At 58.4% G+C, this 14844-nt stretch carries 12 protein-coding genes and 1 riboswitch; of the genes, 9 read left to right on the forward strand and 3 right to left on the reverse strand.

All coding sequences use genetic code 11. From position 1 onward, the window contains the following. Positions 1 to 46 precede the first annotated feature (46 nt). Positions 47 to 1450 carry a TolC family outer membrane protein gene (locus H3Z84_RS05450; RefSeq protein WP_199452535.1) on the reverse strand — a complete coding sequence of 468 codons (1404 nt, stop codon included), beginning with the start codon at positions 1448 to 1450 and terminating at the stop codon, positions 47 to 49. Positions 1451 to 1587: 137 nt separating this feature from the next. Further along, positions 1588 to 1701, forward strand: a riboswitch (TPP riboswitch). 80 nt (positions 1702 to 1781) lie between these two features. Here H3Z84_RS05450 and thiC point away from each other — a divergent pair. The 4 genes from thiC (at position 1782) to cpdA (ending at position 5948) form a co-directional block, all read left to right on the forward strand. Then, the gene (gene thiC, locus H3Z84_RS05455) at positions 1782 to 3659 is read left to right on the forward strand and encodes a phosphomethylpyrimidine synthase ThiC (protein ID WP_199456761.1); all 1878 of its coding nucleotides are present in this window, start codon (positions 1782 to 1784) and stop codon (positions 3657 to 3659) included. Between the two features lie 214 nt (positions 3660 to 3873). Then, a complete protein-coding gene (locus tag H3Z84_RS05460) occupies positions 3874 to 4494 on the forward strand; it encodes an NUDIX domain-containing protein (RefSeq protein WP_199456762.1) in 621 nt (206 codons plus the stop codon). Beyond that, the gene (locus tag H3Z84_RS05465) at positions 4491 to 4976 is read left to right on the forward strand and encodes a DUF1249 domain-containing protein (RefSeq protein ID WP_199456763.1); all 486 of its coding nucleotides are present in this window, start codon (positions 4491 to 4493) and stop codon (positions 4974 to 4976) included. Before H3Z84_RS05460 ends, H3Z84_RS05465 begins: the two co-directional genes overlap by 4 nt. A gap of 165 nt (positions 4977 to 5141) precedes the next feature. After that, the gene (gene cpdA / locus H3Z84_RS05470) at positions 5142 to 5948 is read left to right on the forward strand and encodes a 3',5'-cyclic-AMP phosphodiesterase (protein ID WP_199456764.1); all 807 of its coding nucleotides are present in this window, start codon (positions 5142 to 5144) and stop codon (positions 5946 to 5948) included. A gap of 83 nt (positions 5949 to 6031) precedes the next feature. Here cpdA and metE read toward each other — a convergent pair whose 3' ends face one another. Beyond that, a complete protein-coding gene (gene metE / locus H3Z84_RS05475) occupies positions 6032 to 8302 on the reverse strand; it encodes a 5-methyltetrahydropteroyltriglutamate--homocysteine S-methyltransferase (protein WP_199456765.1) in 2271 nt (756 codons plus the stop codon). 115 nt (positions 8303 to 8417) lie between these two features. Between metE and H3Z84_RS05480 the strand changes: the two genes are divergently transcribed. From H3Z84_RS05480 to H3Z84_RS05490, 3 genes are read left to right on the forward strand one after another with little or no spacing between them, the layout of a single operon-like run. Next, positions 8418 to 9308, forward strand: coding sequence for a LysR family transcriptional regulator (locus H3Z84_RS05480; RefSeq protein WP_199456766.1), 891 nt, complete (start codon positions 8418 to 8420; stop codon positions 9306 to 9308). 47 nt (positions 9309 to 9355) lie between these two features. Continuing rightward, positions 9356 to 9748 (forward strand): glycine cleavage system protein GcvH, encoded by a 393-nt coding sequence (gene gcvH, locus H3Z84_RS05485; protein ID WP_153741312.1) that lies wholly within the window; start codon positions 9356 to 9358, stop codon positions 9746 to 9748. A 6-nt stretch (positions 9749 to 9754) separates the two neighbouring features. Then, positions 9755 to 10951, forward strand: coding sequence for a class I SAM-dependent rRNA methyltransferase (locus H3Z84_RS05490; protein ID WP_199456767.1), 1197 nt, complete (start codon positions 9755 to 9757; stop codon positions 10949 to 10951). Positions 10952 to 11105: 154 nt separating this feature from the next. On the opposite strand, the gene H3Z84_RS05495 is transcribed toward H3Z84_RS05490, so the two are convergent. After that, positions 11106 to 11762, reverse strand: a complete 657-nt coding sequence (locus H3Z84_RS05495; RefSeq protein WP_199456768.1) for an HAD family hydrolase — start codon at positions 11760 to 11762, stop codon at positions 11106 to 11108. Positions 11763 to 11933: 171 nt separating this feature from the next. Between H3Z84_RS05495 and H3Z84_RS05500 the strand changes: the two genes are divergently transcribed. Together H3Z84_RS05500 and ptsP are read left to right on the forward strand one after the other, a co-directional pair. Further along, positions 11934 to 12446, forward strand: a complete 513-nt coding sequence (locus tag H3Z84_RS05500) for an RNA pyrophosphohydrolase (RefSeq protein WP_022989890.1) — start codon at positions 11934 to 11936, stop codon at positions 12444 to 12446. Between the two features lie 29 nt (positions 12447 to 12475). Continuing rightward, positions 12476 to 14782 carry a phosphoenolpyruvate--protein phosphotransferase gene (ptsP, locus tag H3Z84_RS05505; RefSeq protein WP_199456769.1) on the forward strand — a complete coding sequence of 769 codons (2307 nt, stop codon included), beginning with the start codon at positions 12476 to 12478 and terminating at the stop codon, positions 14780 to 14782. Positions 14783 to 14844: the final 62 nt, after the last annotated feature.

Genomic DNA, 14844 nt, shown 5'->3' on the forward strand with positions numbered 1-14844 from the left:
TCCGGGTGCCGCACTGGCACCCGGAATATTCTGCAAGCTGCCCGACTTACTGCACCGGATCGTCCAGTGTCTTTCCTTCTTCGGCCAGGGCTTCAATGCCCCGTGCGCCTTCGCTGAGCCAGTTGTTCAGGTCAATCAGATCCTGCGGGCTCAGGGTGCCTGCCGCCTGCTTCAGTTGCAGGGTGTTGATCACGTAGTCATAGCGGGCGTTGGCGTAATCCCGCAGCGCCACGTAGTACGCACGTTCTGCATCCAGCACTTCCACAATGTTCCGGGTACCTACATCATAGCCGGCGCGGGTTGCATCCAGTGCACTGCGGCGGGAGATGATGGTTTGCTCAAGGGCAGAGGCTGTCTCCACGTTGTTGTTCACGGTCAGGAACAGGCTGCGGGTGTTCACCTGTACATCCCGGCGCACCGTATTCAGGTCCTGTTCGGCGGCGGTGACCAGCGAACGCTGTTCCCGGGCGCCGGCCTGGGTGCCGCCGCCCGTGTAGAGCGGGATGGTCAGTGACAGTGAGGCAACGGACTGGCTGCGCTCCTGCTGGGTAAAAAGGGCGTTCTCCAGACTGGTTTCCTGGTAGGAGGCGCTCAGCTCAAGGGTTGGCAAATGACCGGACTTTGCCGCTTTCAGGCTGGCTTCGCTGGCATTGAGTTGCCTCAGGGCCGCCTGAATAGACCAGTTTTGCTCCACCGCGGTTGCTTCCCACGAAGTCGGATCCATGGGCTCCGGGCGCCCGAGCGGAAAATTCTGCCTGAGATTTTCCATGGCGTCCGGATATTCTCCGGTTAACCGGGCCAGTTGTTCCCTGGCCACATTCAGGTCGTTGTCGGCGGCGATGCGCTGGCTCCTGGCATCGTCGTAGCTGGCACGCGCTTCATAGACTTCGGTGACGGCAATGAGCCCCACGTCAAACCGTTCCCGGGCCTGTTCGTACTGGCGCTGGATGGCCGTTTCAGTCGCTTTTGCGGTTGTGACGGTGTCCTTGGCGCGCAGGACATCGAAGTAGGCGGTTGCCACATCCAGAATCAGTTGTTGCTGGGCCAGGTTGTACTGGGCCTCGGCCGCCTCGGCCTGGAATTGGCTGGCTTCGTAGCTGAACCAGTCTTGAGCCCGGAACAGTGGCTGGGTCAGCTCGACGCCGTAGCGGTAGGTTCGATAACTGTCTCCCGAGAAGAGTTGCCGCGTCAGCTCATCGGCGTTTGCCCCCCCGGGTATATTCCTGGGCTCGAAACGTGTGTAGCTTGCTGACCCAACCGCCGAGATTTTGGGCAGCAGGGCGCTCTTGCTGACATCGCTGGTTGCCTGCTGTGCCTGGAACTGTGCCATGGCAGAGGCAATGCCGGAGTCATAAGACAGGGCTTTCTCGTAGGTTTCCATCAGATCCAGAGCAAGCGCAGGCTGGGCTGCGAGCAGGGTGATCAATCCTGGAAGTAAACGTTTTTTCATTGGTTCTCCTGAAATACTGACTCCGGGAATCTGCCCGGCAATGACCCAAAGGTATTGGTTGACCATTATGGACAATAATCGTTCCCGTCTCTAGACTTGCTAAGTCCACGTATTTTGTGGGCAAACCAATTCAGAATCGCGTCTTGACGGGGTGCTGATTCGCCATAAACTGGCGATCGGCTGAGATTGCAACGCAGAACCCGCGACCTGATCCGGATAATACCGGCGTAGGGATTAAGGCCAGATGAACCGCGACACCATGCCTGTAGGGCTATTTGTCGCAACTCCGTCATACGCGACCCGATACCACAAGAGCAACCGGGAGCATTTCATGACGGACTTACCAGCATACCTCAGCGACTCCGCAAAAGTAGACTCCGCAGCAATCAAACCATTACCAAGCTCACGAAAAATATACGTGCAGGGTAGCCGACCTGATCTGCGGGTGCCAATGCGGGAAATTACCGTGGGCGACACCCCCACTGAAATGGGTGGCGAAAAGAACCCGCCAGTGGTGGTGTACGACACCTCCGGGCCCTACACAGACCCGGAAGCCACTATTGATCTGCGTAAGGGCTTGCCGCCGGTTCGTGCCGCCTGGATTGCCGAACGGGGCGATGTAGAGCAACTGGACGGCTACACCTCCGAATTCACCCGCCGCCGCATGAAAGACCCTCAGCTTGATCCCCTGCGGTTTATGGACGAGCGAAAGCCACTTCGCGCCAAGCCCGGCAGAAACGTATCCCAGATGCACTATGCCCGCCAGGGCATCATTACGCCGGAGATGGAATACGTTGCTATCCGGGAGAATATGAAGCTGCAAGACGCCCGGGCCAATGGCTTGCTGGTGGATCAACACCCCGGCCAGTCCTTCGGTGCCAACCTGCCGCCTGAAATCACCCCCGAGTTTGTTCGGGATGAAGTGGCCCGGGGCCGTGCGATTATTCCCGCCAACATCAACCATCCGGAAACCGAGCCGATGATCATCGGTCGCAACTTCCTGGTGAAAATCAACGGCAACATCGGCAACTCGGCGGTGACCTCGTCCATCGAAGACGAAGTAGAAAAACTGACCTGGGGTATCCGCTGGGGTTCCGACACGGTGATGGACCTGTCCACCGGCAAGAACATCCACGAAACCCGCGAGTGGATCATCCGCAACTCCCCGGTTCCCATCGGCACCGTGCCTATCTATCAGGCGCTGGAAAAGGTGGGCGGCGTTGCGGAAGACCTGACCTGGGAAATCTTCCGGGACACCCTGATCGAACAAGCCGAGCAAGGGGTGGATTACTTTACCATCCACGCCGGCGTCCGCCTGCACCATGTGCCTATGACTGCCAAGCGCACCACAGGCATCGTCTCCCGGGGTGGTTCGATCATGGCCAAATGGTGTCTGGCTCACCACAAGGAAAGCTTCCTGTACGAGCACTTCGAAGACATCTGCGAAATCATGAAAGCCTACGATGTCTCTTTCAGCCTTGGCGACGGCCTGCGCCCCGGCTCCATCGCCGACGCCAACGACGCAGCCCAGTTCGGCGAGCTGGAAACCCTGGGAGAGCTCACCAAGATCGCCTGGAAACACGACGTCCAGTGCATGATCGAAGGCCCCGGCCACGTGCCCATGCACCTGATCAAGGAGAACATGGACAAGCAGCTGGAATGCTGCGACGAGGCGCCGTTCTACACCCTCGGCCCGCTGACCACGGATATTGCCCCGGGCTATGACCACATCACCTCCGGTATCGGCGCGGCGATGATCGGCTGGTATGGCTGCGCCATGCTTTGCTACGTCACCCCGAAAGAGCATCTGGGCCTGCCCAATAAAGACGACGTGAAAACCGGCATCATTACCTACAAAATCGCCGCCCATGCTGCCGATCTCGCCAAAGGCCACCCAGGCGCCCAGATTCGCGATAACGCCCTGTCCAAGGCCCGCTTCGAGTTCCGCTGGGAAGACCAGTTCAACCTCGGCCTGGACCCGGACACCGCCCGCGCCTACCACGACGAAACCCTGCCCAAGGAATCTGCCAAAGTGGCCCACTTCTGCTCCATGTGCGGGCCGAAGTTCTGTTCCATGAAAATCTCGCAGGAAGTGAGGGATTACGCAGCAGAGCAGGGCATTGACGAAGTCTCGGCAATTGACGCCGGCATGGAGGCCAAGTCTCGGGAGTTCGTGGAGTCTGGCTCCAAGCTTTACGACAAGGTTTGAGGTTGGAGTTTGTGAGCACCTAGCCTTTTGGTTGGGTGCTTAGAGCCATGGATGGCGGAGCAGAAGCGCCACATGGACGTGCCGCAAGGAGCGGTTTTTGGAAAGGACGTCCCAAGGACCGCCAAACTTCGGGCTAGAAGGCTGGGGCCGTAACTTGCAGCTTCACCATCATTACCGCTATCGTTCCAAGCCGAACACCAAACCGGAAACCCGAATGCCGAAACCGTTCCAGTTCAACGCCAGCGACGTCAAAATCGAAAAACGCGAAACCGTCTTCCAGGGCTTCTTCCGCATGGACAAGCTCTGGCTGACCCACCCGCGCTTTGACGGCCGCGACATGCCCACCTTCACCCGCGAACTCTTCATCCGCGGCGACGCCACCTGCGTGCTCCCCTACGACCCGGAAAGGGATGAAGTCGTACTGCTGGAACAATTCCGCCTCGGCGCCCTGGGCCGCAACCAATCCCCCTGGTTGCTGGAGCTCGTAGCCGGAATGAACGAAGAAGGCGAAAGCCCGGAAGACGTAGCCCAGCGGGAAGGGCAGGAAGAAGCCGGCCTGAGTTTCAGCCGGCTGGACAAGATCTGTGATTACCTGGTTTCCCCCGGCGGCACCACTGAGATGATCCACCTCTATTGCGGACAGGTCAGCACTGCCGAAGCCGGTGGTATTTTCGGTATGGAGCACGAACACGAAGACATTCTCAGCCACGTGGTCAGCGCCGGCGAGTGCTTCGCCATGATTGCCGATGGCCGCATTAACAATGCCGCTGCGATCATTGCTATCCAGTGGCTACAGCTGAACCGCGACAGGCTGCGCCGGGAGTGGTTGGCATGACTGAGTGGGTGAAGCGTCCCAAGTCGTATGTGCCGGATTTACGCCAGCTGGGTGCGTTGTGTGATGGCAACTATCAGCGGCTCCGCAAACTGCGGCAGCTGGAATCCGATGGCAAGCCGGTGTGCGAGTTTGAATTGCACCGGGAGAGCCAGTACTTGGGGCGAGTGCGGATTGAAGTGCTGCAAACGGCAAAGTTCACCGAAACCCTGTTGCTGGAGCAGGTCCACAACAGCGGCCGCTGGTTGAATAATCCCCAGATGACCGTGCGTGTCTACCACGATGCAATGATGGCAGAAGTCATCAGTTGCTACCGGCAACGCCAGATCGCGCCGGTGAACGATTACCCGAACCGTTTTATGCATCACCCCGATGAAAAGGTTCAGGTGAATGGTTTCCTGGCCGACTGGCTGGATTACTGTTTGCGCTTCGGGCACCTGCCCATGGAGAAGGCCGTCTGGTCGGCGGGTGAGGGGATCGACTAGACAGCGTCTCACTCTGCCTGTGGTGAAGTTGTCAAAAACTGCAAAAATTTTGTGTCTGCGGGCCAGAATGTGAACAATCTACGATTTCACATTAATCAAAAGGAACCCGGCCATCGTACACTCATTGTAATTTCAACCGTCTGCCCCGAACACAACAGGTCCTGAATGTCTGACCACCAATCTGCCCGCCCGCTAAAAGTCTTACAGCTGACAGACCCGCACCTGATGGCACGGGAAGATGGTGCCCTGCTGGGGGTGAACACCCGCGAAAGCCTGTCGGCCGTCATTGAAGAGGCTCTGCGCAGCCATGGCCAGCCTGACCTGATTCTGGCCACCGGCGATATCAGCCAGGATGCTTCCGTGGCTTCCTACCATTATTTCGGACAGAAACTGGAGGCTTTTCAGTGCCCGTCTGCCTGGATTGCCGGCAATCACGATGACTCAGTCACCATGTACGCCGTTGCTGATGAATTCGACGCCCGGCGCCGGCAGTTTGTGCTTGGGGGCTGGCACTTCGTTATGCTGGATTCCTCCGTACACGGGAAAGTGCATGGAGAGCTTTCGGCGGACGAATTGGCGTTTCTGGACCAAACCCTGTCGGAACACTCGGGCTTGCCTACCATGGTTTGCCTGCACCATCACCCCGTCGATATCGGCTCGGACTGGATGAACCAGATAGGCCTCAAAAACCGTGAGGCTTTCTGGCAGGTGATCGACCGGCACACGAACGTCAGATGCGTGCTCTGGGGGCACATTCATCAGGAGCTTCAGCAGCAGCGCAACGGCGTGCAGCTAATGGCCTCTCCGTCGACCTGTATTCAGTTTGCGCGAGGTTCCACAGATTTTGCGGTAGAACCGCTAGCCCCGGGCTACCGTTGGTTTGAGCTCGATCCTTCCGGCAACATCGCCACAAAAGTCTGCCGCGCAGAGCAGTTCCGGTTCAACCTGGATGAAGGTAGCGCCGGCTACTAGCCGATCAAGATGTCCCTATATATTCCCAATGGCTGACCTGCACGCCGGTTTGTAACATATAGGGACAAAACTGTGCGCGAGTGTCAGGCCCGCAGTGCTTGCGCAGCCGCCACCATTGTCTCCAGCGCCGGCGTCACTTCCTCCCACTTGCGGGTTTTCAATCCGCAATCCGGGTTAATCCACAGCCGCTCTGCCGGGATGCGCTCTGCCGCCAGGGTCATCAGGTTGATGATGTGGTCCTTGTCCGGAATGTTGGGCGAGTGGATGTCATACACGCCCGGCCCGATATCGTTCGGGTATTCAAAGTTCCGGAAGGCATCCAGCAGTTCCATATCTGACCGCGAGGTTTCAATGGTGATCACATCGGCATCCATGCGGGCGATGGCTTCGATGATGTCGTTGAACTCCGAATAGCACATATGGGTGTGGATCTGGGTGCCGTCTTCCACGCCATTGGCAGCGATGCGGAAGCTGTTGATGGCCCAGTCCAGGTAGTTTGCCCAGTCTGACTGCCGCAACGGCAGGCCTTCGCGCAGGGCGGCTTCGTCGATCTGGATGATATTCACGCCGGCTTTCTCCAGATCCTGCACTTCCTCGCGAATGGCCAGGGCCAGTTGCAGGCAGGAGTCTTTTCTTGGCTGATCGTCCCGCACGAAGGACCAGTTCAGAATGGTCACCGGGCCGGTCAGCATACCCTTCACCGGTTTGTCGGTGAGAGACTGGGCGTAGCGGATCCAGTCCACAGTCATTGCCCTGGGCCGGCGAATGTCGCCAAACAGAATGGGCGGTTTCACGCAGCGGGAGCCATAGGACTGTACCCAGCCGAAGCGCGTAAAGGCGTAGCCATCCAGCTGTTCACCGAAGTATTCCACCATGTCGTTGCGCTCGGGTTCGCCGTGCACCAACACATCCAGCCCCAGTTTTTCCTGCGCTTCGATGCAACGGGCGATTTCTGCCTGCATTTGCTCGGTGTATTGGGTGCCGCTCAGCTCGCCTTTGCGGAACTGCAGGCGGGCCTGGCGGATTTCCGGAGTTTGCGGGAAGGAGCCAATGGTGGTGGTCGGGAATGCCGGCAGGCTAAGAATTTGCCGTTGTTTGGCGATTCGCTGGGGGTAGGGGCTTTGGCGATTACCCAGCTCTGGCGTTACCGCAGCAACGGCTTTTTGAACGGTAGGGTTGGTTACCCGGCTGGATCTGCGACGGCTTTCGATGGCGATACGGTTTTCAGCCAGTTCGCTGCGCACGGCGGTGCGACCTTCGTTAAGTGCTTTTGCAAGCGTTTGCAGCTCATCGAGTTTCTGCACTGCAAAGGCCAGCCAGCTACGGATTTCGGTTTCCAGCTCCTGCTCACGGGCCAGGTCGACCGGCACGTGCAGCAGTGAACAGGAGGGCGCCAGCCACAGGCGCTCGCCCAGCTTTTCGTTCAGTGGTTCGAGCCAGTCCAGAATATTGTTCAGGTCGGATTTCCAGATGTTGCGGCCATTGATCACGCCCAGCGAGAGAATCTTGTGGCTCGGCAGCCAGTCCGCCACCCGGCTGACTTCTGCCGGTGCGCTCACGGCATCAATGTGCAGCCCGGCCACCGGCAGTTCGCAGGCCAGTTGCAGGTTGTCCCGGAGTTCTCCGAAGTAGGTGGCCAGCAGCAGTTTCGGGCGATTGGCCTTGAGCTGGTGATAGGCCAGATTGAAGGCATAGCGCCAGTTGGCGTCCAGGTCGGTCACCAGGGCCGGTTCATCAATCTGTACCCAGTCAGCGCCGGCATCGGCCAGGGCTTCCAGCAGTTGCGAATACGCAGGCAGCAGGCGTTCCAGCAAGTCCAGCCGGTTGCTGCCATCGGAGGTTTTACCCAGCCAGAGATAGGTCACCGGGCCAATGATCACGGGTTTGGCCTTAACGCCCTGTGCCTGCGCCTCGGCCAACTGGCTCAGCAGGCGTTCGGGGTTCAGTTCAAAGCGGGTGTCGGCGGTAAACTCCGGCACAATGTAGTGATAGTTGGTGTCGAACCACTTGGTCATCTCGCCCGCCGCGGTGGCGCAACAGGGGCTGTCATTGGCGCCTCGGCCCCGGGCGGCGCGGAAATAGGCGTCCAGCTCCGAGCCTTGCTTGCCTGTGGCTCTCTCAGGCAGGTTGCCCAGGGTAACGGACATGTCCAGCACCTGGTCGTACAGGGAAAAATCCCCTACGGGCACGAAATCCAGCCCTGCTTGTTGCTGCCAGTGGCGTCGTCGCAGTTCGGCGGCTGTGATGGCTAATTCCTGCTCGGTCTGCCGGCCAGCCCAGTAACTTTCCAGTGCAAATTTCAGCTCCCGCTGACTGCCTATGCGGGGAAAGCCCAGGTTGTGTGTGATTGCCATGATCGAATCCTTGAATCCTGTGTGTTGAATCAGAAGGGCAAAGGTTAGGTGGGTGACAGCATGAATAAAAATGGTATTATTTCAGCATTCAATGAATATTATTCACGGATTGGTCATGATCGAACGGCATCACCTGGAAATATTGCGCGCGGTTGAGCGTCAGGGCTCGCTCACTGCTGCAGCGGAGCAGCTGCACCTCACCCAGTCGGCGCTGTCTCACTCGATGCGTAAGCTGGAGCAACAGCTGGGCACTCCGGTCTGGCTTCGCGAAGGCCGTCAGTTGCGGTTTACCCAGGCCGGCAATCAGCTGCTGGGGCTGGCGAATCGGTTGCTGCCACAGTTTGAGCATGCAGAAATGCAGATCCGCCAGATTGCCAAAGGCCAGCGAGGCAGCTTGCGGGTGGGTATGGAATGCCATCCCTGTTACCAATGGCTGTTGAAGGTCGTCGGCCCCTACTTGCAGCAATGGCCGGATGTCGATGTGGATGTAAAACAGGAGTTCCAGTTCGGTGGCATGGGCGCGTTGTTCGGCCATGACATCGACCTGCTGGTGACCCCGGACCCGCTGCACAAGCCCGGCGTGTGTTTCGAGCCGGTATTCGATTATGAGCAGGTGCTGGTCGTCCCCGAAACCCATCCGCTGGCGGGCGAGCACTGGGTAGAACCCCATCAGCTCGAGCAGGAAACCCTCATTACCTATCCGGTTGCGGTCGAGCGCCTAGACATTTTTACCCGGTTCTTCCTGCCCGCCCATACTGGTCCGGCTCGGCATAAAACCATTGAAACCACTGACATCATGTTGCAGATGGTGGCCGCAGGGCGAGGCGTGAGTGCACTGCCCCGGTGGCTGGTGGATGAATATGCCCGCAACCTGCCTATAAAAGCCCTGAAACTGGGCCAGCAGGGCATGCCCAAACAGATCTTTCTGGGCTTCCGGGAGCGCGACGAAGCCGTGGATTACCTGAACGCGTTCGTGAAGCTGGCCCGGAGCATTCGCTGGAACTAATCTCTTCGGTTAAACTGCGCGGAAAATTTCAACAGGACACACAAATCATGAGCGACATTCCTGCAGATCTGAAATACATCGAGACTCACCAATGGGTGCGGGTAGAGGCTGACGGCACGGCTACCGTGGGCATCACCGACTTTGCCCAGGAGCAACTGGGCGATGTGGTCTACATCGGCGTGCCCGAGGTCGGCGTGACTGTTAACGGTGGTGAGGAAGCCGGTGTGGCGGAATCCGTTAAGTCAGCGTCTGACGTATTCAGCCCGGTGACCGGTGAGGTTATCGAGATCAATGAAAAGCTTGAAGACGAGCCGGAAATCGTCAATGAAGACCCGTATGGCGATGGCTGGATGTTCAAGGTGAAGCTGGCCGATGAAGGCGAGCTTGACGGCCTGATGGATGCTGCGGCGTACGCAGAACACGTGGCCGCTGAGGAATAATCATTGATGGACTTTCCCGTTCTGTACCTGCGCAAAGGCGCAGAACGCCGTCTCCGTGCCGGCCACTTGTGGGTTTACAGCAATGAGGTGGACACCAAGCGTAGCCCGCTGCCGGGGTTTGAACCTGGCTCGCAGGTGCAGGTGCGTGCTTCGAATGACAAGCCCATGGGTATCGCCTTTGTGAATCCTCATGCGTTGATTTGCGGCCGGCTGATCAGCCGGGAGGCGGACCATGGCATGACGCCGAAGCGCTTAACCGACCGCATGGAGGCAGCACTGAGTCTGCGGGAAAGATTGTTTCACAAACCGTTCTACCGCTGGGTCTTTGGCGACAGCGATGGCTTGTCTGGTCTGGTGGTTGACCGCTTTGACGACGTAGTCGTGGTGCAAATCTCCACCGCCGGCATGGAGCAAATGAAAGACGCCATCGTGCGAGCCGTTCAGCGCCTGGCCCATGCCCGCATTATCGTGCTGAAAAACGATGGCAAGATGCGCAAGGTGGAAGGTCTGGATACCTACGTGGAATTTGCTCATGGCCCGGAAGCCGACACCGTTCTGGTAGAAGAAAACGGCGCCCGCTTTGAAGTGCCATTGGCTGGCGGCCAGAAAACCGGCTGGTTCTACGACCACCGCATGAACCGCCAGCGCCTTCAGGCCTATGCGCCCGGCAAGAAGGTGCTGGATGTGTTCAGCTACGTGGGTGGTTGGGGTATTCAAGCGGCTTGTGCGGGTGCATCCCAGGTGACCTGTGTAGACGCGTCTTCATCGGCAGTGGATGCGGTGCATCACAATGCCAAACTGAACGGGCTGGAGAATGTGGATACGATTGAAGGCGATGCTTTCGACGCCCTGAAAGCCCTGGCGGACGAGAAAGAGAAGTTCGACATCGTAGTGCTGGACCCGCCCGCACTCATTCCCCGCCGCCGGGATCAGAAAGCGGGTGAACAGGCCTATGCCAGGCTGAACCAGCTCGGACTGCGCTTGCTGGAGCGTGATGGATTGCTGGTATCCGCATCTTGCTCCATGCATTTGTCCCAGGAAAAGCTGATCGACATTATTCGGGGCAGCGGCCGCAAGATTGACCGGTTTGTGCAGCTGTTGGAGCAGGGCCATCAGGCACCTGATCATCCGATCGTGCCGGGGATTCCGGAGACCGACTATATCAAGTCGTGCTTTGTGCGCTCTCTTACCGGGTTTTTGTGATAGGCACGCTAGTCCCAAGGTAGGTCATGGGCAGGTAGGTCCTTCCGGGATCGTCAAAATCATGGATGATTTTGTCGAGCGTACATGGACGTATTCACAGCGTATCCCGGAAGGACCTACCTGCCCACGACCGGTGCGGTAGCACCAGCTACGATCAATCCCGCAGCGACATCACCGCCCAGCCATTCTCGATAGCCGTCTTCTCCAGCGTCGGGTCCGGGTCCACCGCCACCGCATTCGCCACCTGTTTTAGCAGCGGCAAATCATTGTGGGAATCGCTGTAGAACCATGCGCCGTCCAGGCTCTCGTTATGGGCGGCCAGCCAGTCATTCAGCCGCACCACCTTGCCTTCCTGGAAACTCGGCGTACCCGCCACTTCGCCGGTGAACTTGCCGTTTACCAGCTCCGGTTCCGTGGCAATCAGGTGGTCTACGCCCAGTAACTCGGCAATCGGTTCGGTAATAAATCGGTTAGTGGCGGTGATGATCATCAGCGTATGACCCTGCTCGCGGTGCTCTGCCAGCAGTTTCGCGGCCTTGTCCTGCATCATCGGCTGAACTTTCTTGGCCATAAAGGCTTCGCGCCAGCTTTCCAGCTCATCCATGCTGTGCCGGGTTAACGGCGCCAGTACAAAACGCTGATAGTGGAAAACGTCCAGCTCGCCGTTCAGGTATTCCTCATAGAAGCGGTCATTGGCCCGCTTGTACTCTTCGGCATCCACCATGCCTTCTTCCACCAGAAACTCACCCCATGCGTGGTCGCTGTCACCATTGAGCAGGGTGTTGTCCAGATCAAAAATTGCGAGCGTCAAGCCGTTTCCTCCCATCGTTACAGGCTTCGTAGCAAGGCGCACAGTCTAGCATGACCTGCCGCCAACGGCTCCGTTTGCCGAACCCTTGGGATTCTGTAAGAATGAGAGCAACTTGGACAATTTCCGCCGGTTACAAATTAACCGGCAGCCGACTTTAACGAGGACTGTGCCGTGATCGACTCAGACGGTTTCAGACCCAACGTCGGAATCATTCTGGCCAACCACAGGGGAGAAGTTCTCTGGGCAAGGCGAATAGGGCAGGACTCCTGGCAGTTTCCGCAGGGTGGTATCAAGCACAATGAATCACCGGAAGACGCGCTGTATCGGGAGCTTGGAGAGGAAATCGGCCTCAGTGCCAGCGATGTGGAAATCATCAGCTGCACCCGGGGCTGGCTGCGATACCGTCTTCCGCGAAGGATGGTACGCCACAACTCGCACCCCGTTTGTGTGGGGCAAAAACAGAAATGGTTCCTGCTGAGGATGTTATCGCCAGACGCGCATGTACGCGTGGATGGCACGGATTCACCGGAGTTCGACGGCTGGCAGTGGGTAAGCTACTGGTATCCGTTGGGGCAGGTGGTCTCATTCAAGAGAGAAGTATACAGACGTGCGCTGAGAGAACTGGCTCCCAGACTGTTCCATAACATGGAACAGTGGCATCGGAGTGAGCAGAACCGGCGTTGAAGGAACATCAGAAATGACGGACTGACTCCATGCTGAGCATCCTGCGAAGTCTAGTACAAGAGGTGAACAGCGCCCGCGATCTGAACGAGGCGCTGGAGATCATCGTATCGCGGGTGCAGAAAGCCATGAACACCGAGGTCTGCTCCGTTTACCTGCTGGACCCGGCCTCCAACCGTTACATCCTGATGGCCACAGAAGGCCTGTACAAGGATTCTGTGGGCAAGGTCAGCCTGGCCTATTCTGAGGGTCTTGTTGGCCTGGTGGGTTCCCGCGAAGAACCCATCAACCTGGAAGACGCCCCTTCCCATCCGCGCTACCGCTACTTTCCTGAAACCGGTGAGGAACGATTCCGTTCCTTCCTCGGTGTGCCCATTATCCACCACCGCCGCGTACTTGGCGTGCTGGTCGTCCAGCAGCGGGAAAGCTCCCGGTGCTTTGATGAAGGGGAAGAAGCATTCCTGGTTACCGTATCAGCCCAACTGGCCGGGGTGATCGCGCACAGTGAAGCCACGGGCGCGATCAGCGGCCTGTCGCTTACCGGTGAAGAAACCCAGGACGTCAGCTTCAACGGCGTGCCTGGTGCTCCGGGCGTGGCCATTGGCACCGGCGTAGTTGTGTATCCGGCGGCAGACCTGGACCTGGTGCCCGAGAAGCCTACCGAGGAGATCGAGCAGGAACTGGCGCTGTTCCAGTCCGCCGTGCAGGCAGTACGGGAAGATATCGAACGGGTAGCGAACCGGCTGGCGTCCCAGCTGCGACCGGAAGAGCAGGCACTGTTCGATGTGTATCTGCGCATGCTCAGCGACGAAGCCCTGCCCGGCGAGGTGGTCAACAAAATCCGCGAGGGTACCTGGGCTCAGGGCGCCCTTAAGCAGGTGGTTCAGCAGTACATCCGGCATTTCGAGATGATGGACGACCACTACCTGCAGGAGCGGGTAGTGGATATCCGGGATCTCGGCCGCCGCCTGCTGTCACACTTGCAGGAAGGTGAGCAGAAACACCTGGAATATCCCGAGCATACGATACTGGTCAGTGACGAAATCACTCCGGCTATGCTCGGGGAAGTACCCAAAGGCCAGCTTGTGGGTCTGGTATCCGTAAAAGGCTCCAGTAACTCCCACGTGGCCATCCTGGCCCGGGCCATGGGTGTGCCCACGGTGATGGGCCTGGTGGATATTCCGGTGAACCAGCTGGATGGCAGGGAACTGATTGTCGACGGTTTCGAAGGGCAGATTTTCGCCTCGCCCTCGGCGGATCTGCGGGCCTTCTACCAGGCTATTTGCGACGAAGAAAACGAGCTGATTCGCGGCCTGGAAGCCCTGCGGGACAAACCCTGTGAAACCACCGACGGCCACCGGGTCGCGTTGCTGGTGAATACCGGCCTGATGACCGATGTATTGCGGTCGCTTTCCCATGGCGCCGAGGGTATTGGTCTGTACCGAACCGAAGTGCCGTTTATGATCAAGGACCGCTTCCCCTCCGAGCAGGAGCAGCGGGAATATTATCGGGAGCAGCTGGAAGCCTTCGCCCCCAACCCGGTTACCATGCGTACCCTGGACATCGGCGGCGACAAGGCCTTGACCTATTTCCCCATCCAGGAAGAAAACCCGTTCCTGGGCTGGCGTGGCATCCGGGTTACCCTGGACCACCCGGAAATCTTCCTGGTACAGGTGCGGGCCATGCTCAAGGCCAGCGAGGGCCTGAACAATCTGCAGATCATGCTGCCCATGATCAGCAACATTTCCGAGGTGGAGGAGTCCCTGCACCTGATTTACCGGGTTTACCACGAGGTTCGGGAAGAAGGTTACGACATCCACATGCCCAAGGTGGGCGTGATGGTGGAAGTGCCGGCTGCGGTTTACCAGATTCGCGAACTGGCCGAGCGGGTGGACTTCCTGTCGGTCGGTTCCAACGACCTCACCCAGTACCTGCTGGCGGTCGACCGAAACAACCCCCGCGTGGCCCAGCTTTACCACTCTTACCACCCGGCCGTGCTGCAGGCACTCGTACGGATTGCACAGGATGCCCACTCCGTTGGCAAACCGGTAGGCATCTGTGGCGAGCTGGCCGGTGATCCGGGCGGTGCCTTGTTGCTGATGGCCATGGGCTACGATTCCCTGTCTATGAACGCAGCCAGTCTGCCCAAGGTGAAATCGGTTATTCGCAGTATCGATCGGGAATGGGCGATCCAGTTGCTGGAAGATGTATTGCTGCTGGACTCTCCCCATGTGATCAAGAGCTGCGTTGACCTGGCCATCCGAAATGCCGGTTTCGGCCGCTACCTGCGGCCGGTGAAGTCCTCTCCCGTTGCACTGGCGGAACAGGCCGTTTCCTGATTTTCCGGTGGTTATAGGGTGCGCACTCTAAAAACCGTTGTTAGGTTAGTAGGGTAAATTCG

The sequence above is a fragment of the Marinobacter sp. bablab_jr003 genome (assembly GCF_016464245.1).
Classification (GTDB): domain Bacteria; phylum Pseudomonadota; class Gammaproteobacteria; order Pseudomonadales; family Oleiphilaceae; genus Marinobacter; species Marinobacter vinifirmus.